We start from the raw sequence: 26,071 nt of genomic DNA, 5'->3' as shown, positions 1-26,071 counted from the left end.
CACCAGGCCGTCCGTCATGGTTCACCGTCCGTTCATTTGCCCCGGTCGGCCGCTTCACCTGATCTGCCTAATTTCAGTGGTGCACGGAGCGCGTCGCCCACCAGATCGAATGACACGCCGTGCAACCGACGTAGTCCTCTTCGCACGCCGCCCCGATACAGAAAGCGGCCGGCGGCTTCTGGAAGGAACACCCGAAAAGTGAAGCTTCAGCGCAAGAACATGCTTCGTGCCTCCGCCCTCGGGGCGCTTGTCGTGTCCGGCGCCCTGGTCCTCACGGCGTGCGGCTCGGACGACAACACGAAGGATGGCGGCGCCGCCAGCGGCAAGCCGTCGGCCGCCGCCGCGGGCGACATCAAGTGCGACGACGCCAAGGGCAAGCTCCTGGCCTCCGGCTCCTCCGCCCAGAAGAACGCCGTGGACCTGTGGGTCAAGGCCTACATGGCCGCCTGCCCCGGCGTCGAGGTCAACTACAAGTCCTCCTCCTCCGGTGAGGGCATCGTCGCCTTCAACCAGGGCACCGTCGGTTTCGCCGGCTCGGACTCCGCGCTGAAGCCCGAGGCCGTGGAGGAGTCGAAGAAGATCTGCACCGGCGGTCAGGGCATCGACCTGCCGATGGTCGGCGGCCCGATCGCCCTCGGCTTCAACGTCGCCGGCGTGGACAAGCTGAACCTCGACGCCACCACGATCGCCAACATCTTCAACGACAAGATCAAGAAGTGGGACGACGAGGCGATCAAGAAGCTGAACCCCGGCGTCACGCTTCCCGGCACCGCGATCCAGCACTTCCACCGCTCCGAGGACTCCGGCACCACCGAGAACCTGGGCAAGTACCTCAAGGCTGCCGCTCCCGAGGCCTGGACGTACGAAGCTGCGAAGAAGTGGCCGGCCCCGGGCGGCCTCGGCGCCAGCGGTTCCGCGGGTGTCGCCACCCAGGTCAAGCAGGTGGACGGCTCGATCGGCTACTTCGAGCTCTCCTACGCCAGCGCCCAGGGCATCAAGACGGTTGACGTGAACACGGGCGCCGCCGCTCCGGTCAAGGCCTCCTCCGAGAGTGCTTCCAAGGCCATCGCCGCCGCGAAGATCGCCGGGACCGGCTCCGACCTGGCGCTTAAGCTCGATTACACGACCAAGGCCGAGGGTGCCTACCCGATCGTCCTGGTGACGTACGAGGTCGTCTGCGACAAGGGCAACAAGGCCGAGACGCTCCCGATCGTGAAGTCCTTCCTGAACTACACCGCCTCGGACGCGGGCCAGAAGGTCCTCTCCGAGAACGGTTACGCGCCGATCCCGGCCGAGATCAACACCAAGGTCCGCGAAGTCATCAAGTCGCTGTCCTAATCACTGACCCGAAGGTGCCGGGCAGTTCCCGTCCGAACTGCCCGGCACCCGAGGACCCTCCCCTCCACCCAGGGGATCCGGTGCACCGCCGCCAGGGGGCCTTCCCCCCACCCAGACCGGAAAGATCATGGCTTCCACCACACCCACCCAGATAGACCAGGCTCCGCCTGTCTCCAAGAGCGCAAGGTCCACCGGCCGCGCCGGTGACAAGATCTTCGCCGGGCTCTCCAAGGGCTCCGGCATCCTGCTCCTGGTGATCATGGCGTCGATCGCCATCTTCCTCACCTACCGTGCCTCGATCGCACTGTCGAAGAACGAGGGGAACTTCCTCACCACCTTCGACTGGAACGCGTCGGCCAACCCGCCCGTCTTCGGCATCGCCGTCCTGCTCTTCGGCACCGTCGTCAGCTCGATCATCGCGATGGCCATCGCGGTTCCGATCGCTGTCGGCATCGCCCTGTTCATCTCGCACTACGCGCCGCGCAAGCTGGCCGCCCCCCTCGCGTACGTGGTCGACCTGCTGGCCGCCGTGCCGTCGATCATCTACGGCATCTGGGGCGCGCTCTTCCTCGTCCCTCAGCTCGGGGGCCTGAACCTCTGGCTCGACGAGTACATGGGCTGGACCTACGTCTTCGACAAGACCCAGGTCGGCGTCGCGCGCTCGCTCTTCACCGTCGGCATCCTGCTCGCGATCATGATCCTGCCGATCGTGACCAGCGTCAGCCGCGAGGTCTTCCTGCAGGTCCCGCGCATGAACGAGGAGGCCGCCCTGGCCCTCGGCGCGACCCGCTGGGAGGTCATCCGCATGTCGGTGCTGCCCTTCGGCCGCTCCGGCGTCATCTCCGCCTCGATGCTCGGCCTCGGCCGCGCCCTCGGCGAGACCATGGCCGTCGCCACCGTCCTCTCCCCGAGCTTCCTGATCAACGGGCACATCCTGGACCCGGGCGGCGGCACGTTCGCGCAGAACATCGCCGCGAAGTTCGACGAGGCCAACGAGTTCGGCCGCGACGCCCTGATCGCCTCCGGTCTCGTGCTCTTCCTGCTCACCCTGCTGGTCAACGGCGCAGCCCGGCTGATCATCGCCCGTCGCAAGGACTTCTCGGGGGCGAACGCCTGATGAGCCACGCACTCCAGGACCAGCGCCCCACCGGCGCCCGCAAGTCCGTCGCCCCCGCCCGACTCACCCGCGGCGGCCTGCCCCGCTGGGCCCCGTCCGGCATCGCGGTCCTCTCGATCGCCCTCGGCTGCGGCATCGGCGTCGTCGCCGACCTCCACAGCAAGATCCAGTGGGGCCTGATCGCCTCGATCCTGTTCGTCGCGATCACGTACACCGCCAGCGCGATCGTCGAGAACCGCCGCCAGGCCAAGGACCGCGTCGCGACCTCCCTCGTGTGGGTCTGCTTCGTCCTCGCGGTCATCCCGCTGCTCTCGCTGATCTGGACCACCATCAGCCGCGGCATGGAGGCCCTCGACGGGGACTTCCTCAGCCACTCGATGAACGGTGTCACCAGCTTCGAGGAGGGCGGCGGCGTCTACCACGCGCTGCTCGGCACCATCGAGCAGGTCGCCCTGGCCGCCCTGATCGCGGCGCCGATCGGCCTGCTGACCGCCGTCTACCTGGTCGAGTACGGCAAGGGCTCGCTCGCCAAGGCCGTGACCTTCTTCGTCGACGTCATGACCGGCATCCCCTCCATCGTCGCGGGCCTGTTCATCCTGACGACCTGGAACCTGGCGCTCGGCTTCGGCCCGTCCGGCTTCGCCGGCTCGATGGCCCTGTCGATCCTGATGATGCCCGTGGTGGTCCGCTCCACCGAGGAGATGCTCAAGCTCGTCCCGAACGAGCTGCGCGAGGCCGCCCTCGCCCTCGGTGTGCCGAAGTGGCGCATGATCCTCAAGGTCGTGCTCCCCACCGCCATCGGCGGCATCGCGACCGGCGTCATGCTGGCCGTCGCCCGCATCGCCGGTGAGACCGCGCCGATCATGCTGCTGGTCTTCGGTACCCAGCTGATCAACCCGAACCCCTTCGAAGGTGCCCAGTCCTCGCTTCCGCTGTACATCTGGGAGCAGTACAAGGTCGGCAGTGACGCCTCCTACGACCGGGCATGGGCCGCAGCGCTCGTCCTGATCGCCTTCGTCATGATCCTCAATCTGGTGGCCCGCGGCATCGCCCGCTGGAAGGCCCCGAAGACCGGTCGCTGACGCGACCACATGAAAGCGAAGTGACCCCTCATGGCGAAGCGAATCGACGTCAGCGGACTGTCCGCCTTCTACGGCGCCCACAAGGCCATCGATGACATCTCGATGACCGTGGAGCCCCGCTCCGTGACCGCCTTCATCGGCCCGTCCGGCTGCGGCAAGTCCACCTTCCTGCGCACCCTGAACCGCATGCACGAGGTCACCCCCGGCGGCCGCGTCGAGGGCAAGGTGCTCCTGGACGACGAGAACCTGTACGGCGCCGGCGTGGACCCGGTCGCGGTCCGCCGCACGGTCGGCATGGTCTTCCAGCGCCCGAACCCCTTCCCCACCATGTCGATATTCGACAACGTGGCGGCGGGCCTGCGCCTGAACGGCAGCTTCAAGAAGTCCGAGCTCTCGGACATCGTGGAGCGGTCCCTGAAGGGCGCCAACCTCTGGAACGAGGTCAAGGACCGTCTGAACAAGCCGGGCTCCGGCCTCTCCGGCGGCCAGCAGCAGCGTCTGTGCATCGCCCGCGCCATCGCGGTCGAGCCGGAGGTCCTGCTGATGGACGAGCCCTGCTCGGCCCTGGACCCGATCTCCACCCTCGCGATCGAGGACCTGATCGGCGAGCTCAAGGAGCGCTTCACGATCGTCATCGTGACGCACAACATGCAGCAGGCCGCCCGCGTCTCCGACCGCACCGCCTTCTTCAACCTCTCGGCGGTCGGCCAGCCCGGCAAGCTCGTCGAGATCGACGACACGGACCGGATCTTCTCGAACCCGTCCGTGCAGGCGACCGAGGACTACATCTCGGGCCGCTTCGGCTAAACCGAAGCCCCCGGATGTGAACAACGTCCTGCGGTGCTGCATGGCGGTGCCACCGCAAGGCGAAAGAAAAAAGGGCCGGCTCCCCCTGGGTGGGGGGAGCCGGCCCGCTTTCGTTTCCGACCGGCCTGGCCGTCGTACGACTAGCCGACGAAGGCCAGGTCGACTCACAGGGCCGCGTCCCAGCTAGCCGACGAAGGCCAGGTCGACGATCCAGAAGCTGAGCGCGGCGACCAGGGCAGCGGCCGGCATGGTGATGAACCAGCCCATCACGATGTTCTTGGCGACGCCCCAGCGGACCGCGTTGACCCGCTTGGTCGCGCCCACGCCCATGATCGCCGAGGTGATCACGTGGGTGGTGGAGATCGGCGCGTGGAAGAGGTACGCCGAGCCGAACATGATCGAAGCGCCAGTGGTCTCGGCGGCGAAGCCCTGCGGCGGGTCCAGCTCGATGATCTTGCGGCCGAGGGTCCGCATGATGCGCCAGCCGCCCGCGTACGTACCCAGCGACAGCATCACGGCGCACACGATCTTGACCCAGACCGGGATCTCGGAGCCTTCGGTCTGCAGCTCCGCGATGGTCAGGGCCATCATCACGATGCCCATCGTCTTCTGCGCGTCCTGGAGGCCGTGGCCGAGGGCCATGCCGGCCGCGGACACCGTCTGCGCGATACGGAAGCCGCGCTTGGCCTTGTGCGGGTTGGCCCGGCGGAACATCCACAGGATGGTCAGCATCACGAGGTAGCCGACGAGCAGGCCGACGACCGGCGAGACGAACATCGGGATGACGACCTTGTCGACCACTCCCGACCAGATCACCTCGGTGCCACCGGCCAGCGCCGCACCCACCATGCCGCCGAACAGGGCGTGCGAGGAGGACGACGGAAGGCCGAAGTACCAGGTGATCAGGTTCCAGACGATCGCGCCGACCAGCGCCGAGAAGAGGATCCACATGCCCCGGTTGCCCGTGGGCGTCTCGATCAGGCCCTCGCTGACCGTCTTGGCGACGCCGCTGCCCAGGAAGGCACCGGCGAGGTTCATCACCGCGGCCATCGCGAGGGCGGCGCGCGGGGTCAGCGCGCGGGTCGAGACGGAGGTCGCGATCGCGTTCGCCGAGTCGTGGAAACCGTTGGTGTACGTGAAACCGAGCGCGACACCGATGGTCACGATCAGAGCGAAGGTGTCCACGAGGTTCAGGACTCCTTGACCGCGATGGTCTCCACCGTGTTCGCGACGTGCTCGAACGCGTCGGCCGCCTCTTCGAGCACGTCGACGATCTGCTTGAGCTTCAGCACCTCGATGGCGTCGTACTTGCCGTTGAAGAGCTGTGCGAGCAGCTTGCGGTGGATCTGGTCGGCCTGGTTCTCGAGGCGGTTGACCTCGATCCAGTACTCGGTCAGGTTGTCCATCGTCCGCAGGTGCGGCATGGCCTCGGCGGTCAGCTCGGCCGCCCGCGCCAGCACCTCGATCTGCTGCTCGACACCCTTGGGGAGCTCTTCCACCTGGTACAGGACGACCAGGTCGACGGCCTCCTCCATGAAGTCCATGATGTCGTCGAGCGACGAGGCCAGGTTGTAGATGTCCTCGCGGTCGAACGGCGTGATGAAGGAGGAGTTCAGCTGGTGGAAGATCGCGTGAGTGGCGTCGTCCCCCGCGTGCTCGGCTGCCCGCATCCGTTCCGCGATCTCGGCCCGGGCGGAGGAGTCCGCTCCGAGCAGTTCCATAAGGAGCTTGGAGCCCGTGACGATGTTGTCCGCGGATGCGGCGAACATGTCGTAGAAGCTCGTCTCCCTGGGGGTCAGACGAAATCGCACGTGAGGTCCTCGGGGTGCATTGGATTCGGTCAGGCTGATGCTAGGCGCATCCCCCGGCCACGGCTAACCGGCGGTTCCGGGCGGTTCCCCAGTGTCCTCCATCAGGCAGAGTGAGGACCACGGGCCCCTGTCCCTTCGGCCAGGGCCCAGTACCCTATACCCATGAGGGGTATGCACCCCTCAGGTCCGGACCACGGGAGGACGCATGACTGCCATCGAGGCGGAAGGCTCCGGAGCCGACGTCGCCACCACCCCCGGCGCGGTGCACGGCTACCACCACCAGAAGGACGAGCACCTCAAGCGGCTGCGCCGGATCGAGGGGCAGATCCGGGGTCTGCAGCGACTCGTCGACGAGGACGTCTACTGCATCGACATACTCACCCAGGTCTCGGCGAGCACGAAGGCCCTCCAGTCCTTCGCGCTCCAGCTGCTCGAGGAGCACCTGCGGCACTGCGTCGCCGACGCGGCCGTCAAGGGCGGGGACGAGATCGACGCCAAGGTCGAGGAAGCGACGAAGGCCATCGCGCGCCTGCTGCGCACCTGAGCCCTTCGGCCCGCGCTGCGGATGCGGCTACAGCCCGAGACCCATCAGGACCTCGTCGATCCGGTCCTGGCTGAGCCGCTCCTCGTCCGCCGCGGACGCCGCGATGATCAGCTCGCCGCACAGCTCGATCTCGGCGAGCGCCACGTGGTCCTGCACCGTCGTAGCGCCAGCGGGAGTCACGCGTGTCACCTCAATCTGCCGTCATCGGTCATCGGATCATCGGTCGTCGGCGCTCGATTTCTCAGCCTAGGGAGAACGGGGCGCTGTGCGCATGACACGGATGGACCATTTCCGGATACCGGGCCATGGCCCGATCGCGCCGCCCCGGGACCGTCCGGCCGGCTATTCGGCGATCTTCCCGGCGTAAATGTCCCTGCTTGCGGGCAATACGACGGTCACCGGCGTCCCGAACCCGTAGAGCAGCGTGGTGGAGGAGACATCGATCACGCCATTGTTGACGTAGGTGAAACGGTGCCGGACCTTCCGCAGCCGGCCCTCCTCGTCGATATAGACGTCGAAGGGGACCGCGCTCTTGCTGAACCCTTTCGCCGCCGCCTCCAGTGCCCCGCGGACCGCCGGTGAGGCCCTCTTCGCGGCCTGCCCGATGTCGGTGGTCCCGCGGTAGTGCCGCACCTTCGTGCCCGCCACCTCGGTCTCGCCCACGTACGTCGCCTCCTGTACGCCGCGCAGCAGCTCGGCAGCGGCCAGCGGGTCGGTGGCCCCGCCCGTGACGAGGTTCCCGTCCGCGAGGGTCGTCGTGTCGACCCGGACCCACTTGTCGGCGGGCACGCCCGCGCCCCGGTTCTTCATGTAGAGGGCGCCGGGTACGAGCAGCTCGGTGATGGGCCGGTGCTCGTCCTTGCCGGCCGCGTCGGCCGGGAGCATCACCAGGAGCTGGCCCATCCGGTTCTTGAAGTCGACCCCGCCCTCGCCGCGGATCGTGACCCGGGTCCCGCCGGTGGCCATCTCCATCGCCGTACGGGCTTGCGCACTGCCGGTCTTCGCCAGCAGGTCGGCGACCCCCCGGACGGTCGCGGCCGGGTCGGCGGCGGGCCGGTCGTCGCCCTTGTCCGCGCCTCCGCACCCGCTCATCGCGGCCGCGGTCAGGGCCATGCCCAAGGCGAGCACCGCCTCACCCGCACGCCCGCGCCGCCACCTGTGCTGGTGCACCACCATCGCCTGCCAACCCCCAACGCATGACCGCTGTTTGCCCGAGGCCCCCACCCGCTCCGGTTAACGAGGTCCGGGGTTTCCCGTCACGGGCCGCCGAGGTCCCGGACCCGTGCCGGACCCAGTACCTTGGTGATGTGGATCCGCACACCAAGGCGTCGCTCGTCCCTCCGCTTGAAGCCGTGCCGCTCCCCCGCCCCACCGAGCAGCCACCCGCCGGGCACACCACGAGCACCGCCGAGCGCGGCTCGTTCTGCCTGGCCCTGTGCACCTGCGGCTGGAAAGGCCCGGCCCGCCGCTCCCGCGACCTGGCCCGCAAGGACGCGTACCGGCACACCTCCGGCTAGGTCTTCTCTCTGCGACGACAGGGGGCCGGGGGCAGGGGGCCAGAGGGGCCGGGGGCAGGGGGGGTCTTCTTGATCGCCCGTTCGGACGGCCCGGCTGGCCGACGCCCCTGCGAGCGGATGCCCTGGATGCATGCCAGGACCCGCACCCCGCGTCGCCGCCCTCCTCTGGGCCCTGCTCTTCGCGCTCACGCCCGCCGCCGCCGCGGCCTCGGCGCGCCCGACGGGCTCGGCGGACGGCCCGGCCGATGTGGCCCTCGCCATCGGGGCGACCACCACCGCGGCCGTGGCCACCGGTCTGTGGCTGCGCTCCCGCTACCGCCGCGAGGACGACTCGGAGCGCCACGGCGCGGAGAGCGGCGACCCGTGAGCCCTCGCCTCCGCCCGAGGGCGGTCCGCCTGTGCTTCGGCGGAGCGGTCCTGTGCCTGCTGGCCGCCGTCCTGATCTGCGTATGGGACGCCTACGCCCGGTCTTGAGCTACGCCGCGAGGTCGCTCTCGTGCGTCAGGCAGCCCGGCGGCGGAGTCTGCGGCTGGGCGAGGTCCACCGGGAGCGGCAGCGCGCGGCGCCTGGCGCGGACCAGCCGGCCCGCGCGCGGGGCGCGGGCCACCGCCCGCACGAGCGGGTTCAGCAGCGCCATCGCGAGCGGCGCGAACACCAGCACGACGGCGGTGCCGAGCGCGAAGCCGCCGATGACGTCGGTCGGGTAGTGGACCCCGAGGTACACGCGGCAGACGCCCTCGGCGAGGGCCAGGCCGATCCCGATGAGCCCGAGCTTCCGGTTCGCGATGAACAGGCCGACGCCCAAGGCCATGGCGAGGGTGGCGTGGTCACTGACGAAGGAGAAGTCGCCGGGGCCGGCGTCCGGTGCGAGCACGTCCAGGCCGCTGTGCTCGACGAACGGCCGCGGCCGCCCGACGAAGGCGCGCAGCGGGACGTTCACCAGGAGGGCGAGCGCGGCGGCGAACGGGGCCCACACCAGCGCGGCGAACGACTCGACGGCCGTGGACTCGTCCTGCCGGCGTGCACCGTGCCAGCACCACAGGACGAGGAGCACCAGGGCCAGCGGGATCCCGTACGCGCTGACGAGGCCGACGGCCCGGTCGACTCCGGCCGGGGCGTGCCGGGCCAGTCCGTTGATGTCGTACAGCAGGCTGACGTCCACGTTCGGCCCACTACTTGTGAGTCCAGCCATGGCGATGCGGCCCCTTGCCCTTGCTCGGTTCCCCTCGGGCGCACGCCTGTGTGCGCCCCTGAACCCCCCCGGTTGATCAAGCCTGCGTCCATGGAACGCCCGTTCTGAACGCCACGTTCCACTCTCCACCGAATGATCACGGCAACGTTATCGAAGAGTGACTCATCGTCGCAGCTCAGGGCCTTGGGTTGACGCAGCGTGGCGAACGGGGCGGCTAGGGGGACTTGGCGTCGGCGGTGCGGACGGGAAGGGCCTCGGCCCCGTCCTTGGTGACACGCGTCGCGCCGAAGTAGTCCGGGGTGTCGATCTTGTCGAAGCGGATCACGGCGCCGGTGTACGGGGCGTTGATCATGTATCCGCCGCCCACGTAGAGGCCGACGTGCCGGATCTCCCGAGAGTTGGTCAGATCATCGGAGAAGAACACCAGGTCGCCGGGGAGCAGTTCACCGCGCGAGGGATGCGGCCCGGCGTTGTACTGGTCGTTCGCGACGCGCGGCAGCTCGATCCCCACCGACTCGTACGCGGCCTTGGTCAGCCCCGAGCAGTCGAACCGCCCGTCCTGGTCCGGCGTACCGTTGCCGCCCCACAGGTACGGGGTCCCCAGCTGCTTCTGCGCGAAGTAGATGGCCCCGGCGGCCTGCTGCGAGGGCGCGACCCGCCCGACCGGGCGCTCGAAGCTCTTCGCGAGGGTCGTGATGGTCTTCACGTACCCCTGGGTCTCCTTGTACGGGGGCACCCCGCCGTACTTGATGACCGCGTACGCCCCCGCGTTGTAGGCCGCGAGCATGTTGCTCGTCGAGTCCCCGGGCACCCCCGCCACGTCCTTGGCCAGCTCGCAGTCGTACGAAGCGGCCGAGGGGATCGCATCGTTGGGGTCCCAGATGTCGCGGTCGCCGTCACCGTCCCCGTCGATTCCGTGTCCGGCCCACGTGCCCGGGATGAACTGGGCGATGCCGCGGGCGTCGGCCGGGCTGACGGCGCTCGGATTCCAGCCGCTCTCCGAGTACAGCTGGGCAGCCAGCAGCGCAGGGGTCATGGCCGGGCACAGGGTCCCCCACTTCTGCACCAGGTTCTGGTACTTCGCGGGTACGGCCCCCTTGGCCAGCCCGAGCACACGCCCCCCGGCCGCCCCGGCACCCACGAGGCCGGCCGCGGCGGAGTACGTACCCACCACGATCAGCACGAGGAAGCTCAGACAGAGCCCGATCCCGATCCCGCTCGCCATCCAGAATCTGCGCACCCGTCAACACTCCCCCATCCCCGTCGCTTTAACGTGTGAATCGCTCGTGTCGCCAGGTCCACTACGCCACTCGGAAGCCCGTGCAGTGGATGCTCGAGTATTTCGTAGGGTCATCCTCGACGTGGTAGAAGACCACCGTCCAGTCCCCCGGGTCGTTGGCCAGGGGCACGCCGGGGTACGTCTTGCCGTTCACGTGCTCCGCGAAGTCGTCCGGGTACCTGAGCGTCAGGAATTCGCCCGTCTTCCATTTGCTGTAGATGTCGACGGGCTTGCTGGTGAAGCCCACGGCCCGGTTGTCCATGGGGAAGGGCATTCCGGTGGACGGGCTGAGGTCGTGCGGGGACCTGACCGCCACCGACACGTAGTACGGATCGGGTTTGGTCTCGCTGTTCTCGGCGTACTTGATGCGCATGCTGATGGCCACGGACTTCCCCGAGACCTCGGCTCCGGCCTGCATGCCGGCACCGGGCGGTTTCTGCTCCGGCCCCAGGTTGCACGCGCCGGTGCCGTGCGCGGCGCGCTCCGGGTCGGTGGAAGGCAGCCAGAAGTAGTGCGAGATCTGGTTGCCCTCGATGTACTCGGCGGGCGGCTTCGCGGCGGCACCCTTGGACGCCGAGGGCGTGGCGCCCCCCGCGCCCGGCGTCTGTCCGGGCGTGCCCGTGGCACCCGCCGCACCGTCCTTGCCCCGGCCCTCCGCGCCGTCCCCGTCGAACGGAAGCAGCTTCCAGGCGGCCAGCGACAGGGCCGCGACCACCGCCACGGCCGCCACCCACACGCCCGTCCGCCCACGCCTCGGCGCGATCACGGCCGAGTAGTGCGTCGGCGTGTAGCCGTGCGGCAGGCCCGGCCCCTGCGTCCGCATCTCGTGCACCGGCACCGCCTCGCCCAGCGCGCCCAGCCCCACGTACACCTGATCGTCGATCAGCGCGTCCCGTACACCGCACCGGCCGATGACCTCGGGCAGGGCGGGCCGGGCCGCCGGATCCTTCGCCACGCACGCCTCGATCAGGGCCGCCAGCCCCGGCTCCACCCCGGCCACGTCGATCGGCTCGTGCACCGCCCGGTAGCTCACGCTCGTCGCGGCGCCCGTACCGAACGGCGGCCGCCCGGTCGCCGCGTACGCGAGCGTCGCGCCCAGCGCGAAGACGTCCGCGGCGGCCCCCGCCCCGGCCCCGAGCAGCACCTCGGGCGCGGTGTACCCCGGGGTCCCCGGGGCCTGGCCGTCCTGGGTCAGGGCCGTCTCGCCCACGCCGCGCGCGATGCCGAAGTCGATGAGCTGCGGGCCCTGCGCGCCCAGGATGACGTTCTGCGGTTTGAGGTCCCGGTGCGTCACCCCGTACGCGTGGACGCTCGCCAGCCCCTCCGCCAGCGCCGCGAACAGCCGGCGGCAGGTGTCCGCGGGCAAACCACCGCGCTCCGCGACGGCGTGACCGAGCGTCGGGCCCGCCACGTACTCCGTGGCCAGCCAGAACGGCGGCGCCGCCAGCGAGGCGTCGATCAGGTTCGCCGTGTACGCCGACCGCACCGCGCGCACGGTCTCGGCCTCACGCCGGAACCGGGCCAGGGCCTCGGGGTGGCCGGTGATCTCGTCCCGGATCACCTTCACGGCGACCAGGCGCCCACCGGGCGAGCGCCCGAGGTACACCTGCCCCATCCCTCCGGCGCCGAGCCGGGCCAACAGCGCGTGCGCCCCGATCCGGGCGGGGTCGACGTCTCTCAGGGGCTCCATTGAAACGAGCCTGCCACACCGACTGCCGCGCCACGAAGCCGGGTTGACCAGGAACGCGGTGCCGGAAACGCGGTCACGGGGCCGCGGGTCCGCCGGACACCCCCTAGGAGCGTGGTGCGACGAACAGGCTCTGCGCGCTCCGCCCGATCGGCCCCTTCTCGTCGTGCAGCCGGGCGTCCGCGAGCCCGATCCCGCCCGCGTCCACGCTCGTACGGGCCTCCACGCAGGCCCACTCGCCCACCGGGTGGCGGTGCAGGTGCACGGTCAGGTCACTGTTGATGAACACGTACCGGCCGAAGTCCATGACCGAGCTGATCCCGTTGCCCGAGTCGGCGGCGATCAGGACCCGGTCCAGTGGCCGGGTCTCCTCCCCGGCGACGAGCGGCACCTTCATCCGCATCCAGCAGGTGCCGGGTCCGAGCGATACGAACGCGCCCTCGGTGAACCGGGTCTCCATCGCCGAGTGGTAGCCGGTCTCCCACGGCACCGGGAAGAACGGCGTCACCTCCACCTCCCCGGGCGGCGGCAGCTGCGGCCCCGGGGCCACACCGGGTACGGCCTCCTCGGCCACCCGGATCCGCAGCGCCCGCGCGAGCATCACCGGCGCGGCCCCGGCCGGGGCGAGGGCGGCCTCGACCACCTCCGTGCTGCGGCCGGCCCGGAGCACCGACGTGGTGATCTCCAGCGGGCCGATCGGCACCGGCCGCAGGATCTCGTACGTGATCCTCGCGATCCGCATGTCGGCGCGGGCGCCCGCCCGCTCCTCCACGGCCCGGCCGAGCAGCGCGGCCGGCGGCCCGGCATGCTGCGAGCCGGGGTCCCACGGCCCGCGTGTGTACTCGGTGGCCAGGAACCGCCCGGCATCGACCCGCTCGAAGAACGCCTCGGAGATCGCCATGACCGGCACGCTACCGACAGGTAACCCGCCTCGCCAGGCCTTCGCGGAACAACGGACCTCAGCGGGCGAAGCCCAGCCCGACACCGAGCCCCACCAGCACCGAGCCGATCGCCCGGTTCAGCGCCTTCTGCGCCTTCAGCATCCGGTCGCGCAGCCGGGAGTTCGAGAAGAACAGCGCGACCGCGCCGAACCAGCCCAGGTGCGCCGCCGACATGAACAGCCCGTACCCGGCCTGCTGCCACACCGGGGTGTCCGGATTGACGACCTGCGTGAACGTCGACACCACGAACAGCGTGGTCTTCGGATTGAGCACGTTGGTCAGGAACCCGGACCGCAGCGCACCCAGCCGGGTCAGCTGCGGCTTGGACTCCAGGTCCACGCTCAGCTCGGCCCGCGCCCGGAAGGTCCGGATCCCGATCCACACCAGGTACGCGGCGCCCGCCAGCTTGATCGCCGTGAACAGGGCCGTGGAGGAGGCGATGAGAAGACCGACCCCGAGCATCGTGTACGAGACGTGCACGAGCACGCCGGCCGCGACACCGGCCGCCGCGAACAGCCCGGTGGGCCGCCCGTACAGATAGCTGTTCCGGACGACCATCGCGAAATCGGCGCCGGGGCTGATCACGGCGAGGAGGGTGATGACGGCAACTGCGATCACTTCTGTCATGTACGGATGCTCACCGCACCGGCCCCCGCGATCAACCGGGTTCCGTACCCGAATACTTGAGACATGAACACGACACCCCCCTCCCCCTCCCCCTCCCCCTCGCCCCTCACCTTGCGCCCGTTCCGCCCCGCGGACGACGCCGCGGCCCTGCACCGCTGGATCACCAACCGGGCCGAGCTCGTCACCTGGGCGGGACCCGCCTTCACCTGGCCGCTGGACGACGCCCAGCTCACCGCCTACGCCGCCGACCCGGACCGCCACACCTGGACCGCGGTATCCCCGGACGGACAGCCCCTCGGCCACGTCTCCGTACGCGGCACCCGCCTGGGCCGCGTACTGATCGCCCCCGAGGCACGTGGCCGGGGCCTCGGCGAGACCCTCCTCACACTCGCCGTCGCCCGCGCCTTCGACGAGCTCGGCCTGCCCTCGCTCGACCTCGGCGTTTACACCCACAACACCGCGGCCGTACGCCTCTACGAGAAGCTCGGCTTCCGCACCGAACAGGTACTGGAGGACGTGGAGGAGGTCGACGGCGTCTTCTGGTCGGCCCTGCAGATGCGGCTGACCGCTCCCGACCGGTGACAATGGACGGGTGTCCGCCACTCCCGCCACTCCCGCTGACCCCGCCCTCCCCGCCCTCCCCGTCCTCCCCGTCCTGCAGGCAGACTGCTCGAACTGCTTCGCGCTCTGCTGCGTCGCCCTGCCCTTCGCCAAGTCCAACGACTTCGCGGTGAACAAGGCCGCCGGAACGCCCTGCAAGAACCTCCAGCAGGACTTCCGCTGCGGCATCCACACCCGGCTGCGCGACAAGGGCTTCCAGGGCTGCACCGTCTTCGACTGCTTCGGCGCGGGCCAGCAGGTCTCCCAGGTCACCTTCGGCGGCCGGGACTGGCGCACGCACCCCGGCACGGCCGCGCGGATGTACGAGGTCTTCCCGGTGCTGCGGCAGCTGCACGAGCTGCTCTTCTACGTCACCGAGGCGCTCGCCCTCCCGGCGGCCGCCCCGGTCCACGCGGACCTGCGCCGAACGCTGACCGAGACCACGCAGTGGACCGCAGCCGACGCGGACGCCCTCACCGCCCTGGACGTGGGCGACCTCCGCGGGCGCATCAACACGCTCCTCCTGCGCGCCAGCGAGCTGGCGCGCGCCAAGGCCCCGGCCCGCAAGAAGAACCACCGCGGCGCCGACCTGATGGGCGCCCGCCTCGCGGGCGCGGACCTGCGCGGCGCCAACCTCCGCGGCGCCTACCTCATCGCCGCGAACCTCAGCGGCGCCGACCTCCGCCTCGCCGACCTGATCGGCGCGGACTTCCGCGACGCCGACCTGCGCGGGGCGGACCTCCGCGACGCCCTCTTCCTGACCCAGCCCCAGCTCAACGCAGCCCGGGGCGACGCCGGCACCAAGATCCCCCCGACGCTGGCCCGCCCCGCGCACTGGTCCGCGTAAACCCGCCCGCGGAGCCCGGCCTCACCCCCCGGACTCCGACGGCCGGGACTCCGACGGCCCGGACTCCGACAGCCGAGGCCCCAACGGCCCGGCCTCACCCCCGGACTCCGACGGCCGGGGATCCGACGGCCCGGACTCAGACGGCCGGGACTCCGACGGCCGAGGCCCCGACGGCCCGGACTCCGACAGCCGAGGCCCCAACGGCCCGACCTCACCCCCGGACTCCGACGGCGGGACTCCGACGGCCCGGACTCAGACGGCCGAGGCCCCGACGGCCCGGCCTCACCGCCGGACTCCGACGGCCGGGGATCCGACGGCCCGGACTCCGACAGCCGAGGCCCCAACGGCCCGGCCTCACCCCCGGACTCCGACGGCCGGGGATCCGACGGCCGAGGCCCCGACGGCCGGGGATCCGGCAGCCCAGGGCTCCGGCAGCCCGGAGCTCACCCGCCGATCGCCCCCAGCGCGGCCTCGACCCGCCCGCGCAGCAGCTGGTACTCCTCCCAGCGCCGCGGCAGCCGCCCCTGCGGCCGCGGCCCCATCAGCCGCCCCTCCGTCACCACCTGGCCCCGGCGGAACTGCTCCCGCGTCAGGTCCACCTGTATCCCCCCGGGGAGCACGTTCCACGTGTGGAACCCGTCCTGCTCCCCCTCGAGCCAGACCTCCCCGACCATCAGCCCGCCGCCCATCAGGTCCTGCACCACCAGCGACGTGATGTCGCAGTGCCCCCAGGCAGGGTTGTCGGCCGTCCAAGGCGCCCGCTCGACGTCATCGGGCGAGCAGGTCTCGGCCGACCACCCCGCCCGGATGGCCGCTTCGATGTCCGTCAGGGTCCAGGGAGTTCCAGTCGTCATCCCTCCACTCTGACGCGCGGCACTGACAACGCCCCTGGGGGCCTGATGATGGCCGTCCACCCCGACGGACAGGTGAGCACGCCGGTCCCCGTGTACGCGCACTGGTTCTCGAACACGTCGCCCTGGGTCGTCAGCACCTTCACGTACACCGTGGGGCCCACGGTGTTGACCGACACCCCGCACGCGTTCCGCGGATGCCCAGGGTTCAGCGGCGTGGTGAGGTCCCGCCAGGTGTACGCCCCGACCGGCGCCGTGTCGCGCACGCCCAGGAACGTCCTGCCCCGGTGCAGGACGGCGCTGAACTCCAGGTCGCTCTCCCCCCGGGTCGTGTCGATGTCCTGGCACGGCCCCGGCTGCCCGTGCGGCCCCGCCGGCCCGCGGTCGCCCTTCGGCCCGCGGTCGCCCTTCGGCCCGTGGTCGCCCTTCGGCCCGTGGTCGCCCTTCGGCCCGTGGTCGCCCTTCGGCCCCTGGGGCCCCCGGTCGCCCTTGGGCCCCTGCGGCCCCCGGTCACCCTTCGGCCCGGCACACGGATTGGGCGGCGCCGCCTTGCCGGCCTTCCTCATCTTGGCGGCCCTGGCAGCCTTCGGCGCCGACGCCGGCAGCGTTCTCACATCCGGCTCCGGACACCTGCTGCCGCCCCAGCCGGGCGCCACCGCCGCAGCCGTCCCCTCAGCGGCAGCCGCCGCCGGAACGGAGGCACCCATGAGCACGATCGCCAGCGGCACTGCGAACCCGCCGGCCAGCCACGCGCGCCGTCCGGCCTTCACTGCGGAACCCATCCGTCACTCCTCGCGTCGTCCTACCGAACGGCCTGGAGCATCTCCCGCAACCCGCCGAAAGGATGGAACGACTGACGGAATGTCGGACGAACGTCAGCGGCTCGGCCCAACGACACGCCCGCACACTGCGCCGAACGGCGGCCCCCCGAGCAGCCCCCCGCAAGCCGAGAGGGCAATCGTTGCCCGGGGTCACCCCCCGTGGTACACAGAGTGACCATACGTTCTTTCGCATACCCACCGCCCGTGCCCAGGTCAGAGCGCGCGAGCGGGCCAAGGGCCGGGAGATCAGGTAAAGAGAGCCGTCAAGTCGACGTACGACCGCGGTTTCATCAGCGAAGATAGTACGTGACCCCTGCCGTCGGGCACGGGCTACCGGAACTACCCATACAGGGGCGGTGAGTTACATGATCCTGGCAGCCGAAAAGGGCGACATCACCACCATCATCGGCGGAATCGCCCCGAACTGGGGGCCGTTCGGCAGTCTCGGCAACGAAGCGAAGGTCATGATCGAGGTGGTCATGGCCGTTGCGATCCTCCTCTGCCTCGGCATCGCCATCTGGGGCGCGGCCAAGCAGCGCATCGGCGCGACCGCCCTGCGCGACACGTTCAGCGCGGAACAGGGCAAGGGCCTGATCGTCGCCGGCCTCACCGGCGTCTTCATCATCGGCTCCCTCGGCACCCTCTTCACCATCGTCTACGGAATGGCCGTCTAGCCGGGCCGCCCACCGGCTGCCGGACCTGATGAGGAATCACCACACCACCGTCGTACGACGCAGAGGGGGCGGACACGGAATGAGCAACGAAGACCAGTACGGCGGTGGCGTCGGCAGCGGGTACGGCGAAGTCGGCGGCACGGGCCAGACCCGCACCCGCCTCCCGGACGCCCCCTCCGACCCGTACGGCACCCCCCGCCGCACCCCCCGCGCCTCCCGCGGCCTGGTCACGGTGGTCGGCGTGGTGGTCCTCCTGGTCGCCGCGATCGCGTTCGCGAACCAGTCCTCGGACAGCCCCAGAACCCCCGACGACCAGACCCCACCCGCCGCCACTTCCACATCAGCCACAGGCACCCGCCCGGTGGACGGCAAGAACGGCGCCATCCCGAAGGGCTTCGCGCACGACGAACAGGGAGCCCAGTCGGCCGCCGCCAACTACGCGGTCGCGCTCGGCTCCGACGTCATGTTCAAGAAAAACAGCCGCCACGCCCTCGTGGACGGCATCTACACATCCGATGCGGCGGCGCGGCTGAAGGGCCCACAGGACGAGGCGTACTCCGCCGCCTTCCTCGCCAAGCTCGGCCTCGATGCCAACGGCAACCCTCCGCAGGACAGCACCTTCGTCACCCGTACCGTGCCGGTCGGCACCCGCGTCGACAACTACAGCCCGACCAGCGCGAAGATCTCGGTCTGGTACACCGGCCTGATCGGCATGTCAGGCCCCAAGTCCACCGACCCGGTCCGGACCACCTGGAGAACGTGGACGTTCGATCTGGCCTGGACCGGAAGCGACTGGAAGGTCAGCTCCGAGGCGTCGCAGGACGGACCCGCGCCGGTCCCCGGCGACGTCCCCGCCGCCACGTCCGATGACATCAGCAAGGCAATCAAGGAGTTCGGAGGGTTCACCTATGCCCGCTAGCCTCCGGCTCCGGCTGGGACTCATTGCCTCCGTCCACATGGCCGTCGTAGCGCTGGCGACCCGCGCCTACGCCGCACCCGGTCCCACTCCGTCGGCGTCTCCGTCGCCGCAGGCGAGCACCGACCCCTGTGCCGCACTCAGCGGCCCCTCCAAGCAGTACTGCGAACTCGGGGATGGCGCGGCCAAGGGCGGCGCACCCCGTCCCGGTGTCTCCAACGACCCCTCCGACGCCCTCAACCCGCTCAACTCCCTCGCAAGAGGCTGCGCCGACGCCGCCGCCTGGATCGTCACCGAGCTCAGCAAAGCGATCAACGGCACGGCCAACGTCGACTTCACCAACGGCGCCTTCCTCAAGCAGTACGCCATCGTCTTCGCCGCCTCCACCATCCTCACGCTCGTCCTCTGGCTCTTCGCCGTCGCCAAGCGCGCCATCCGCGGCGTCCCCCTCACCACCGCCATCTCCGAAGCCGTCGGCTTCCTCTGGCTCACCGTCCTCGCCTCCGCCTTCACCCCGCTGATCCTCTACACCGTCGTCTCCGCAACCGACGGCGTCACAGAAGTCATCGCATCGGCGAGCGGCGGCCAGACCGACGTCTTCTTCGGCTCCTTCATCGAGGCCCTCAAGAAGGGCGACTCCATCGGCGGCGGCCCGATCATGCTGATCGTCGTCTCCCTGGTCACCGTCCTCGCCGCCGGCGTCCTCTTCCTCGAGCTGTTCATCCGGGCCGCCCTGCTCTACGTCGGCGCCCTCCTCGGCGTCGTCGTCTACGCCGGGCTCGTCGACCGGAACCTCTGGGGCCACGTCCGCCGCTGGGCCGGCATCATGATCGCCGTCATCCTCGTGAAGCCGGTCATCGTCATCGTCCTCGGCCTCGCCGGAGCCCTCGCCGGCGAGAAGGGCCCCAACGCCTTCTCCGCCGTCGTCTCCGGCCTCGCCATCATCCTCCTGGCGATCTTCGCCTCCGCGATGATCTACCGCTTCGTCCCCGGCTTCGGCGACGAGATCGCCTCCGCCCGCTCCAACCGCAGCAAGGCCACCGACGGCGCCCAGGCCGCCGCCGTCATCAGCTCCCCGGCCTCCCTCGTCTCCCAGGGCATCAAGACGCACAGCAGCCGCGGCGCCCACCGCGGAGGCGGTGACGGCGGCGGCTCCAGCGCCCCCCGCCCCGCCAACCCCCTCTCCGGAGGCGTGGCCGCACACAGCAGCCGCCCCACCTCCGGCGGCGGGGCCGGCGGCGGATCCGTCCCCTCCGCCGCACCCCCGCCCCGCACGAGCTCGAGTACGAGGAACACAGGAGGTGACGGGCGTTGACGACCCAGTCACACCAGCTGCACCCGGTCGCGCCCCGCCGCACGTATCTCATCGGCCGGGCCCGGCCGAACGCGATCGTCGGCAAGAACCGCGAGAGCGGCGAGATCGCCCTGATCATCGCCGGCGCCTTCCTCGGCATGATGAGCGGCCTGCTCGTCCCCGAACTCACCCTGCGCATCGTCAGCCTCGCCGGCTTCCCCATGGTCGCGCTCGCCGCCGTGTACGTCCCGTACAAGGGCCGCACCTTCTACAAGTGGTTCGAGATCAACCGCAGCTACAAGCGCACCCTGCGCCGCGGTACGACCTACCGTTCCAGCGCCATGGAGGCCGGCGTCCGCGCCGCCGACGGCCGCGAGGTCGAGGTCGGCCCGCCCCCCGGCATCGGCCGGATCAACTGGCTCGCCGCCCCCTTCGGCCCCGACGAGATCGCCGTACTCCTCCACGCCGACCGCAGAACCGTCACCGCCGCCATCGAGATCGAGGGACCCGGCGTCGGCCTGCGCGACAGCGAGGACCAGGAAGCCCTCGTCGACCGCTTCGGCACCCTCCTCAAGCACGTGGCCAACGGCGACGGCTTCGTCACCCGCCTCCAGATGCTCGCCCGTACGCTCCCCGCCGACCCGGACGCCCACGCCAAGGACGTCGCCCAGCGCGGCGACACCAAAGCCCCCGTCTGGCTGCGCGACTCGTACGACCAGCTCCAGTCGATGGTCTCCACCTCCTCCGAGCAGCACCGCGCGTACCTCGTCGCCTGCATGCACTACACGCGCGAACTCGCCGCCGAGGCCCACACCATCGCCCGCGCCGGCACCCCCCACAAGGGCCGCAAGCTCGACCGCGACGCCGGCCTCGCCATCGTCATGGCCCGCGAGCTCACCGACATCTGCGCCCGCCTCGCCGAGGCCGACATCCGCGTCCGCCAGCCACTGGGCCAGGGCCGCCTCGCCTCCCTCGTGCACTCCATGTACGACCCGGACCACCCCATCGACCACATCCAGGCCATGACCAAGCGCAACGCCTGGCCGGCCGAACTCGACGCGGTGGAACCCACGTACCTCCAGGCCAAGACCCGCGAGTCCTCCACCCGCGCCCCCTGGTGCCACGCCACGGCCTGGGTGAAGGAGTGGCCGATGACCCCGGTCGGCGTCAACTTCCTCGCGCCCCTCCTCGTCCACACCCCGGACGTGATCCGCACCGTCGCCGTCACCATGGATCTGGAGCCCACCGAGGTGGCCATCGAGCGCATGCTCACCGAGAAGACCAACGACGAGGCCGACGCCAGCCGCGCCGCCAAGATGAACCGGACCGTCGACCCCCGCGACATCGCCGCCCACGGCCGGCTGGACCAGAGGGGTGAAGATCTCGCCAGCGGTGCGGCAGGAGTCAACCTGGTCGGGTACATCACGGTGTCGTCGCGATCGCCGGAGGCCCTCGCCCGGGACAAGCGCACCATCCGCGCCTCGGCGGGCAAGTCGTACCTGAAGCTCGAATGGTGTGACCGCGAGCACCACCGCGCCTTCGTCAACACCCTGCCGTTCGCCACCGGCATCCGACGCTAGCTGGAGGGAAGTGCCGCCCATGCGAGATCCCATGTCCGCTCTGACGGACGCCTTCACCAGCTTCCTGTTCGGCAAGGTCGAGACCACGCGCCTGCCCGTACGCACCTCCACCGGGCAGGCGCAGGCCGTCTACCTGCCCACCGCCGCCCCCGGCCTCGGCGACTCCGGCGTCATCATCGGCCGCGAGGTCTACAGCGGCAAGGGCTACATCTACGACCCCTTCCAGCTGTACGGCCAGCAGCTCCCGGCCCCCCACTGGCTGGTCCTCGGCGAATCCGGCAACGGCAAGTCCGCCCTGGAAAAGACGTACGTGCTGCGCCAGCTCCGCTTCCGGGACCGCCAGGTCGTCGTCCTCGACGCCCAGGGCGAGGACGGCGTCGGCGAGTGGAACCTCATCGCCCAGCAGCTGGGGATAACCCCCATCCGCCTGGACCCCATCGCCGCCAACGACGACGGGATCCGCCTCAACCCCCTCGACCCGGCGATCACGACGACCGGCCAGCTCGCGCTGCTCCGGACCATCATCGAAGTCGCCATGGGACACGGCCTCGACGAGCGCTCCGGCTTCGCGCTCAAGGTCGCGCACGCGTACGTCGTCGACACGATCCGCGACCGCCAACCGGTCCTCACGGACATCGTGGAACAACTCCGCCATCCGGAGCCCGAGTCCGCGGAGGCCATGAACGTCGACATAGACGATGTCCGCGCCTGGGGCCTCGACGTGGCCCTCGTACTCGACCGCCTGGTCGACGGCGACCTGCGCGGCATGTTCGACGGCCCCACGACCGTCGGCATCGACCTCGACGCCCCGCTGATCGTCTTCGACCTCTCCCACATCGACCGCAACTCGATCGCGATGCCGATCCTGATGGCGATCGTCGGCGTCTGGCTGGAACACACCTGGATCCGCCCGGACCGCAAGAAGCGCATCTTCCTGGTGGAGGAGGCCTGGCACATCATCAACAGCCCCTTCGTGGCCCAGCTGTTCCAGCGCCTCCTGAAGTTCGGCCGCCGCCTGGGCCTTTCCTTCGTAGCCGTCGTCCACCACCTGTCCGACGTGGTCGACGGCGCCGCAGCACGCGAGGCGGCAGCCATCCTGAAAATGGCGTCCACCCGCACGATCTACGCCCAGAAGGCGGACGAGGCCCGAGCGACAGGCCGGGTCCTGGGCCTGCCCCGCTGGGCTGTGGAAATCATCCCGACCCTCACCCCGGGCATCGCGGTCTGGGACGTCAACGGCAACGTCCAGGTGGTCAAACACCTGATCACAGAGGCGGAACGCCCCCTGGTCTACACGGACCGCGCCATGACGGAATCCTCATCCCAGCCCCAGCTCCCCGACGACCTACTGGCAGCCGAACTGGAGGCGGAGGAGAGAGCCCTCCTCATGGAACGCCACCGCAACGGCGGCCCGGGCTCGGCAACAACGGTGGCGTAATGCACGAACCCAACGGGAAGCCAGGCGGCATCCCAGACGCCCTCCTCCTCACCCTCCTGGCGTTCCTGCTGGGCCTGGCGGCCCTGGTCTGGACATCCACGGGCCTGGCCGCGCTCTTCGCCAAGGGTTCCTGGCCGTCCACGGTGACGTTCACCCGCACCCCGGGGGCGGTCCGCGCCCTGATAGCTCAACCCCACGACGTCCCGGGAGCCTGGCCCGACACGGACCCGACGGCCCTCTCGGGCTGGGGCCTCTTCTGGGGCCTGTTCATCAGCCAGCTGCTGATCCTGCTCGTCCTGACGATTTTCGTGATGGGTGTGTTCGCCCGCACGAAGTCCCGCCGCACCAAGCCAGCCGCGGCGCCCAACCCACCCCCGGCGCCCAACCCAGCCGCGCCGCCCAACTCGGCCCCGGGGGCAAATCCAGCCCCGCCGGGGTTCGAGGCGCGGGGGCACGGGGGCAGCGCCCCCGGCAACGGCGGCCCCACGATCCCGACCCCGGCCGAGCCGCACCACGCACCCACGCCGCCGCACCACGCACCCACGCTGCCCATCCCAGCCCCGGCGGCACATCCAGCACCGCCGGCGTTCGAGGCGCGGGGGCACGTGGGCAGCGCCCCCGGCAACGGCGGCGGCAACGGCGGCGGCAACGGCGGCGGCAGCCCCACCGGCATGGCCTACGGCTCCCCGGCCCAGCGCCACCCCCTGGCCCTCCAAGCCCTGGCGGCAGCAGAAGGTGCGGCCCTGGTCCTCACCTCCTCCCCCGCCCTCTGGGCGGAGACCAAGGACGCCCGCGCCAAACTCGGCCCGGTCCTCCTCTACGACCCCTCGCACCTCTGCGACACCCCGGCCCGCATGCACTGGAACCCCGCCGACGCCTGCGCCGACCGCGACACCGCCGCCGCCCGCGCCACCGCGCTCCTGGCCCCCGTACGCCCCCAGGCCCGCATGGACGCAGCCGTCGCCGACACCGCGGAAACGCTCCTGCGCAGCTGGCTCCAGGCCGCCGCCCTCGACAACCGTCCGTTCAAGCAGCTGCACCGCTGGGCCCAGGGCAACAGCGCCCAGGACCCGGTCCGCATCCTCCGCACGCACCCCCAGGCCGCCCCCGGCGCCGCCGGCGAACTCGAGAGCGCCCTCACCGCCCACCCCGAACGCCGCGAGCAGGCGCAGCACCTGACGGCCCGCGCCCTCTCCTGCCTCACGTCCATCCACATCCGCGAGGCCTGCAACCCGAACCGAACAGATGCACTCACCCTCGCATCGTTCGTGAACGAAGGGGGCACCCTCTACATGGTGGGCGAACCGCTGGAAGACCCCCGCACCCACCCGGGTGCGATGCCCCTGCTCACCGCACTCGCCGCGAGCGTGGTCGAGCACGGCCGCCGCATGGCCGCACGGTCATCCCACGGCCGGCTCGACCCACCACTCACGCTGGTCCTCGAGGACGTCGCGGCCGTGGCCCCGATCCCCCAGCTCCCCGAGCTGCTCCAGGATTCGCCGCTCCCCCTGCTCGCCCTGTGCCGCAGCCGCGAACAGGCCCGCGCCCGCTGGCCCGAGGCAGCCTTCGAACCCACCCACAGCTGACTACGGCCGCGCAATGACGTACTCGAACTCCTTGGCCCCCGCATCCGCGGCCACCGGCATCGTCACCGGCACCGGCACGACCTGCCCGCTCGCCCGGAACCCGAACCGCCGGTAAAAGGCCCCGGCCCGCGGGTTGTCCTCGTGCACGAAGAGCCGTACACGCTCCAGCGCCGGCCCCTCCAGCGACCAGGCCCAGTCCAGCGCAGCCGTGAACAAGGCGTCGGTCACCCCGGTGCCCCGCTGCTCCGCCCGTACGAACACGCCCACCACGTGCCCCTGGGTCTGCTCGACGGCCCGCTCGAAGAAGTCGGTGGTCCCGCCCTCCTCGACCAGGACGGTCACCGACCCGACCCACTGCCCGTCCGGCGCCTCGGCCACGAACTGCCGCGCGCTCCGCCCGTGCGAAGCCCCCCGAGCCCGGTCCTGCCAGAACTCATCGGGCCTGGCCTCCGCTTCGGCCAGGGTCTCCAGGAAGGCCACCGGCGCCGCCGGGTCGTTCAGAGCGGCGATCCGCAGCTCCTTGACCTTCTCCCACTCATCCGCCCGCACCGGACGCATCACATGCTGGTTCATGATCCCGTATCCCATCACATGGCTGATGCACACTGCATCCATGAATCCACACGTCCGGGCTCTCCGACACGTCACCGATCTCTCGTCGGGCCCCCCGCTGGACCCGGCCCTCACGGTGACGCTCAACTTCCACCCCGACCGCGTCTTCGGCGACCGCCCGATCCTCACCGCGCTGGCCGAGGACGGCGTGTACCGCTCGCAGTTCGTCACGGGCACCAGCAACGGCGGCCTCACCGCCCATGCAGGCGGGGCCCGTTGGCACTGGGAGAGCCGCATCTTCGCAGGCGCCTACGACGACGCACCGGCCGAAGCCCGCCCCGTCTACGGGGCCTTGAACTTCCGCCGCAGCCCGGCCGGCGCCGCACCCCGCTTCGGCTCCGCGCACTTCCGCCTCACCGCGGAGGTCTTGACCCGGACCACGTTCTGCTACCCGGACAGCTATCTCGAGCCCGAATCCTTCGGCGTCGCCGACCGGATGTCCCTGATCGCCCTCGCTGAGGCCGACGACCAGGACGCCCTGGACGACTACATCGAGGCCCAGATCCACGCCCCGGTCCGCCTCGACCGCGACGTCGCCGCACTCGTACTGGACCCCAGCTATCGGGACACCGAGGTCGAGGCGGCCGCCGAGAAGCTCCCCTGCGCGCTCGAATGGCACGGCGGCTTCCACCTCACCGTCGACGAACTCCGCCGCCACCCCGATTACCGGGGCCAGGCATACGTCGACCTCGGCACGGCCATCGCCGTGGCGGGCACCCTGACCCCCCGCATCATCGGCGAGGCGGCCCGCACCGGCCGGTACGACGAACAGGCCCTGAAACGGGTCTGGCACTACCTGGCCCGTTTCGGCCAATGCCCGTAAACGCAGAAAAGCCCCGTACCGGATACCCGGTACGGGGCTTTCTACAATGATTGTTCGGCGGCGTCCTACTCTCCCACAGGGTCCCCC

The 26,071-nt window shown here is 70.6% G+C and carries 28 protein-coding genes; 16 read left to right on the top strand and 12 right to left on the bottom strand.

Translation table 11 applies throughout. From position 1 onward, the window contains the following. Window positions 1–198 precede the first annotated feature (198 nt). The 4 genes from pstS to pstB all read left to right on the top strand — a co-directional run bounded on the left by pstS (window position 199) and on the right by pstB (window position 4,344). Complete coding sequence (pstS, locus tag ACZ5WG_RS39260) at window positions 199–1,338, top strand: phosphate ABC transporter substrate-binding protein PstS (protein ID WP_468729447.1); 1,140 nt, start codon at window positions 199–201, stop codon at window positions 1,336–1,338. Window positions 1,339–1,465: 127 nt separating this feature from the next. After that, window positions 1,466–2,455: a phosphate ABC transporter permease subunit PstC gene (gene pstC / locus ACZ5WG_RS39255; RefSeq protein WP_136225790.1), complete on the top strand. Its 990-nt coding sequence runs from the start codon at window positions 1,466–1,468 to the stop codon at window positions 2,453–2,455. Next, window positions 2,455–3,537, top strand: a complete 1,083-nt coding sequence (pstA, locus tag ACZ5WG_RS39250) for a phosphate ABC transporter permease PstA (RefSeq protein ID WP_468729446.1) — start codon at window positions 2,455–2,457, stop codon at window positions 3,535–3,537. Before pstC ends, pstA begins: the two co-directional genes overlap by 1 nt. A 30-nt stretch (window positions 3,538–3,567) precedes the next feature. Next, the gene (pstB, locus tag ACZ5WG_RS39245) at window positions 3,568–4,344 is read left to right on the top strand and encodes a phosphate ABC transporter ATP-binding protein PstB (protein WP_468729445.1); all 777 of its coding nucleotides are present in this window, start codon (window positions 3,568–3,570) and stop codon (window positions 4,342–4,344) included. A 183-nt stretch (window positions 4,345–4,527) separates the two neighbouring features. Here the strand turns inward: pstB and ACZ5WG_RS39240 are convergent, their stop codons facing one another. Next, the gene (locus tag ACZ5WG_RS39240; RefSeq protein WP_468729444.1) at window positions 4,528–5,529 is read right to left on the bottom strand and encodes an inorganic phosphate transporter; all 1,002 of its coding nucleotides are present in this window, start codon (window positions 5,527–5,529) and stop codon (window positions 4,528–4,530) included. Between the two features lie 5 nt (window positions 5,530–5,534). Further along, entirely contained in the window at window positions 5,535–6,155 is a 621-nt protein-coding gene (locus ACZ5WG_RS39235) for a DUF47 domain-containing protein (protein WP_030157116.1), read from the bottom strand. A gap of 205 nt (window positions 6,156–6,360) precedes the next feature. Between ACZ5WG_RS39235 and ACZ5WG_RS39230 the strand changes: the two genes are divergently transcribed. Continuing rightward, window positions 6,361–6,699, top strand: a complete 339-nt coding sequence (locus ACZ5WG_RS39230; RefSeq protein WP_468729443.1) for a metal-sensitive transcriptional regulator — start codon at window positions 6,361–6,363, stop codon at window positions 6,697–6,699. Window positions 6,700–6,726: 27 nt separating this feature from the next. On the opposite strand, the gene ACZ5WG_RS39225 is transcribed toward ACZ5WG_RS39230, so the two are convergent. Continuing rightward, a complete protein-coding gene (locus ACZ5WG_RS39225) occupies window positions 6,727–6,879 on the bottom strand; it encodes a hypothetical protein (protein WP_362180578.1) in 153 nt (50 codons plus the stop codon). 162 nt (window positions 6,880–7,041) lie between these two features. Then, a complete protein-coding gene (locus tag ACZ5WG_RS39220; RefSeq protein WP_468729442.1) occupies window positions 7,042–7,875 on the bottom strand; it encodes an SCO4651 family lipoprotein in 834 nt (277 codons plus the stop codon). A gap of 131 nt (window positions 7,876–8,006) precedes the next feature. Between ACZ5WG_RS39220 and ACZ5WG_RS39215 the strand changes: the two genes are divergently transcribed. Further along, window positions 8,007–8,216 (top strand): hypothetical protein, encoded by a 210-nt coding sequence (locus ACZ5WG_RS39215; protein ID WP_468729482.1) that lies wholly within the window; start codon window positions 8,007–8,009, stop codon window positions 8,214–8,216. Between the two features lie 130 nt (window positions 8,217–8,346). After that, complete coding sequence (locus ACZ5WG_RS39210; RefSeq protein WP_468729441.1) at window positions 8,347–8,583, top strand: hypothetical protein; 237 nt, start codon at window positions 8,347–8,349, stop codon at window positions 8,581–8,583. A gap of 108 nt (window positions 8,584–8,691) precedes the next feature. On the opposite strand, the gene ACZ5WG_RS39205 is transcribed toward ACZ5WG_RS39210, so the two are convergent. From ACZ5WG_RS39205 to ACZ5WG_RS39185, 5 genes are all read right to left on the bottom strand, one after another. Continuing rightward, entirely contained in the window at window positions 8,692–9,408 is a 717-nt protein-coding gene (locus ACZ5WG_RS39205; RefSeq protein WP_468729440.1) for a phosphatase PAP2 family protein, read from the bottom strand. 214 nt (window positions 9,409–9,622) lie between these two features. Next, window positions 9,623–10,633 carry a C40 family peptidase gene (locus tag ACZ5WG_RS39200; protein WP_468729480.1) on the bottom strand — a complete coding sequence of 337 codons (1,011 nt, stop codon included), beginning with the start codon at window positions 10,631–10,633 and terminating at the stop codon, window positions 9,623–9,625. A 76-nt stretch (window positions 10,634–10,709) separates the two neighbouring features. Beyond that, entirely contained in the window at window positions 10,710–12,377 is a 1,668-nt protein-coding gene (locus tag ACZ5WG_RS39195) for a serine/threonine-protein kinase (RefSeq protein ID WP_468729439.1), read from the bottom strand. Between the two features lie 103 nt (window positions 12,378–12,480). Then, a complete protein-coding gene (locus ACZ5WG_RS39190) occupies window positions 12,481–13,275 on the bottom strand; it encodes a thioesterase family protein (RefSeq protein WP_468729438.1) in 795 nt (264 codons plus the stop codon). A gap of 58 nt (window positions 13,276–13,333) precedes the next feature. Further along, entirely contained in the window at window positions 13,334–13,942 is a 609-nt protein-coding gene (locus ACZ5WG_RS39185; RefSeq protein ID WP_468729437.1) for a LysE family translocator, read from the bottom strand. Window positions 13,943–14,005: 63 nt separating this feature from the next. Here ACZ5WG_RS39185 and ACZ5WG_RS39180 point away from each other — a divergent pair, with 63 nt between their 5' ends. Beyond that, entirely contained in the window at window positions 14,006–14,524 is a 519-nt protein-coding gene (locus ACZ5WG_RS39180; protein ID WP_468729436.1) for a GNAT family N-acetyltransferase, read from the top strand. A gap of 10 nt (window positions 14,525–14,534) precedes the next feature. Continuing rightward, entirely contained in the window at window positions 14,535–15,389 is an 855-nt protein-coding gene (locus tag ACZ5WG_RS39175; protein ID WP_468729435.1) for a pentapeptide repeat-containing protein, read from the top strand. Between the two features lie 443 nt (window positions 15,390–15,832). On the opposite strand, the gene ACZ5WG_RS39170 is transcribed toward ACZ5WG_RS39175, so the two are convergent. Both ACZ5WG_RS39170 and ACZ5WG_RS39165 read right to left on the bottom strand, forming a co-directional pair. Continuing rightward, window positions 15,833–16,243 (bottom strand): YunG family protein, encoded by a 411-nt coding sequence (locus tag ACZ5WG_RS39170; protein WP_468729434.1) that lies wholly within the window; start codon window positions 16,241–16,243, stop codon window positions 15,833–15,835. Further along, window positions 16,240–17,022: a hypothetical protein gene (locus tag ACZ5WG_RS39165; protein WP_468729433.1), complete on the bottom strand. Its 783-nt coding sequence runs from the start codon at window positions 17,020–17,022 to the stop codon at window positions 16,240–16,242. Before ACZ5WG_RS39165 ends, ACZ5WG_RS39170 begins: the two co-directional genes overlap by 4 nt. 404 nt (window positions 17,023–17,426) lie before the next feature. On the opposite strand from ACZ5WG_RS39165, the gene ACZ5WG_RS39160 reads away from it, so the two are divergent. The 6 genes from ACZ5WG_RS39160 (at window position 17,427) to ACZ5WG_RS39135 (ending at window position 24,549) form a co-directional block, all read left to right on the top strand. Beyond that, a complete protein-coding gene (locus ACZ5WG_RS39160; RefSeq protein WP_008742356.1) occupies window positions 17,427–17,735 on the top strand; it encodes a hypothetical protein in 309 nt (102 codons plus the stop codon). 79 nt (window positions 17,736–17,814) lie between these two features. Then, window positions 17,815–18,654, top strand: a complete 840-nt coding sequence (locus tag ACZ5WG_RS39155; protein WP_468729432.1) for a DUF8175 domain-containg protein — start codon at window positions 17,815–17,817, stop codon at window positions 18,652–18,654. Continuing rightward, window positions 18,644–19,966: a hypothetical protein gene (locus ACZ5WG_RS39150; protein WP_468729431.1), complete on the top strand. Its 1,323-nt coding sequence runs from the start codon at window positions 18,644–18,646 to the stop codon at window positions 19,964–19,966. The genes ACZ5WG_RS39155 and ACZ5WG_RS39150 overlap by 11 nt, the downstream gene beginning before the upstream one ends. Further along, window positions 19,963–21,525 (top strand): SCO6880 family protein, encoded by a 1,563-nt coding sequence (locus tag ACZ5WG_RS39145; RefSeq protein ID WP_468729430.1) that lies wholly within the window; start codon window positions 19,963–19,965, stop codon window positions 21,523–21,525. Before ACZ5WG_RS39150 ends, ACZ5WG_RS39145 begins: the two co-directional genes overlap by 4 nt. A 19-nt stretch (window positions 21,526–21,544) precedes the next feature. Continuing rightward, window positions 21,545–22,963, top strand: coding sequence for an ATP-binding protein (locus ACZ5WG_RS39140; protein ID WP_468729429.1), 1,419 nt, complete (start codon window positions 21,545–21,547; stop codon window positions 22,961–22,963). Then, window positions 22,963–24,549, top strand: a complete 1,587-nt coding sequence (locus ACZ5WG_RS39135) for a P-loop NTPase family protein (protein WP_468729428.1) — start codon at window positions 22,963–22,965, stop codon at window positions 24,547–24,549. Before ACZ5WG_RS39140 ends, ACZ5WG_RS39135 begins: the two co-directional genes overlap by 1 nt. On the opposite strand, the gene ACZ5WG_RS39130 is transcribed toward ACZ5WG_RS39135, so the two are convergent. Further along, the gene (locus tag ACZ5WG_RS39130; RefSeq protein ID WP_468729427.1) at window positions 24,550–25,122 is read right to left on the bottom strand and encodes a GNAT family N-acetyltransferase; all 573 of its coding nucleotides are present in this window, start codon (window positions 25,120–25,122) and stop codon (window positions 24,550–24,552) included. A 40-nt stretch (window positions 25,123–25,162) separates the two neighbouring features. On the opposite strand from ACZ5WG_RS39130, the gene ACZ5WG_RS39125 reads away from it, so the two are divergent. After that, window positions 25,163–25,984: a DUF3626 domain-containing protein gene (locus ACZ5WG_RS39125; protein WP_468729426.1), complete on the top strand. Its 822-nt coding sequence runs from the start codon at window positions 25,163–25,165 to the stop codon at window positions 25,982–25,984. Window positions 25,985–26,071 lie beyond the last annotated feature (87 nt).

The organism is Streptomyces sp. NPDC032745 (assembly GCF_055579465.1).
This window is presented reverse-complemented; position numbering and strand designations above follow the sequence as displayed.

Bases quoted from the DNA above. Each gene is read 5' to 3' on its own strand.
- ACZ5WG_RS39210 (WP_468729441.1), top strand. From the start codon at position 8,347: ATGCCAGGACCCGCACCCCGCGTCGCCGCCCTCCTCTGGGCCCTGCTC.
- ACZ5WG_RS39220 (WP_468729442.1), bottom strand. From the start codon at position 7,875: ATGGTGGTGCACCAGCACAGGTGGCGGCGCGGGCGTGCGGGTGAGGCG.
- ACZ5WG_RS39230 (WP_468729443.1), top strand. From the start codon at position 6,361: ATGACTGCCATCGAGGCGGAAGGCTCCGGAGCCGACGTCGCCACCACC.
- ACZ5WG_RS39195 (WP_468729439.1), bottom strand. From the start codon at position 12,377: ATGGAGCCCCTGAGAGACGTCGACCCCGCCCGGATCGGGGCGCACGCG.
- ACZ5WG_RS39170 (WP_468729434.1), bottom strand. From the start codon at position 16,243: ATGACGACTGGAACTCCCTGGACCCTGACGGACATCGAAGCGGCCATC.
- ACZ5WG_RS39160 (WP_008742356.1), top strand. From the start codon at position 17,427: ATGATCCTGGCAGCCGAAAAGGGCGACATCACCACCATCATCGGCGGA.
- ACZ5WG_RS39180 (WP_468729436.1), top strand. From the start codon at position 14,006: ATGAACACGACACCCCCCTCCCCCTCCCCCTCCCCCTCGCCCCTCACC.
- ACZ5WG_RS39155 (WP_468729432.1), top strand. From the start codon at position 17,815: ATGAGCAACGAAGACCAGTACGGCGGTGGCGTCGGCAGCGGGTACGGC.
- ACZ5WG_RS39185 (WP_468729437.1), bottom strand. From the start codon at position 13,942: ATGACAGAAGTGATCGCAGTTGCCGTCATCACCCTCCTCGCCGTGATC.
- pstB (WP_468729445.1), top strand. From the start codon at position 3,568: ATGGCGAAGCGAATCGACGTCAGCGGACTGTCCGCCTTCTACGGCGCC.
- ACZ5WG_RS39200 (WP_468729480.1), bottom strand. From the start codon at position 10,633: ATGGCGAGCGGGATCGGGATCGGGCTCTGTCTGAGCTTCCTCGTGCTG.
- pstA (WP_468729446.1), top strand. From the start codon at position 2,455: ATGAGCCACGCACTCCAGGACCAGCGCCCCACCGGCGCCCGCAAGTCC.
- ACZ5WG_RS39190 (WP_468729438.1), bottom strand. From the start codon at position 13,275: ATGGCGATCTCCGAGGCGTTCTTCGAGCGGGTCGATGCCGGGCGGTTC.
- ACZ5WG_RS39205 (WP_468729440.1), bottom strand. From the start codon at position 9,408: ATGGCTGGACTCACAAGTAGTGGGCCGAACGTGGACGTCAGCCTGCTG.
- ACZ5WG_RS39140 (WP_468729429.1), top strand. From the start codon at position 21,545: ATGCGAGATCCCATGTCCGCTCTGACGGACGCCTTCACCAGCTTCCTG.
- ACZ5WG_RS39135 (WP_468729428.1), top strand. From the start codon at position 22,963: ATGCACGAACCCAACGGGAAGCCAGGCGGCATCCCAGACGCCCTCCTC.
- ACZ5WG_RS39130 (WP_468729427.1), bottom strand. From the start codon at position 25,122: ATGAACCAGCATGTGATGCGTCCGGTGCGGGCGGATGAGTGGGAGAAG.
- pstC (WP_136225790.1), top strand. From the start codon at position 1,466: ATGGCTTCCACCACACCCACCCAGATAGACCAGGCTCCGCCTGTCTCC.
- ACZ5WG_RS39165 (WP_468729433.1), bottom strand. From the start codon at position 17,022: ATGGGTTCCGCAGTGAAGGCCGGACGGCGCGCGTGGCTGGCCGGCGGG.
- ACZ5WG_RS39125 (WP_468729426.1), top strand. From the start codon at position 25,163: ATGAATCCACACGTCCGGGCTCTCCGACACGTCACCGATCTCTCGTCG.
- ACZ5WG_RS39150 (WP_468729431.1), top strand. From the start codon at position 18,644: ATGCCCGCTAGCCTCCGGCTCCGGCTGGGACTCATTGCCTCCGTCCAC.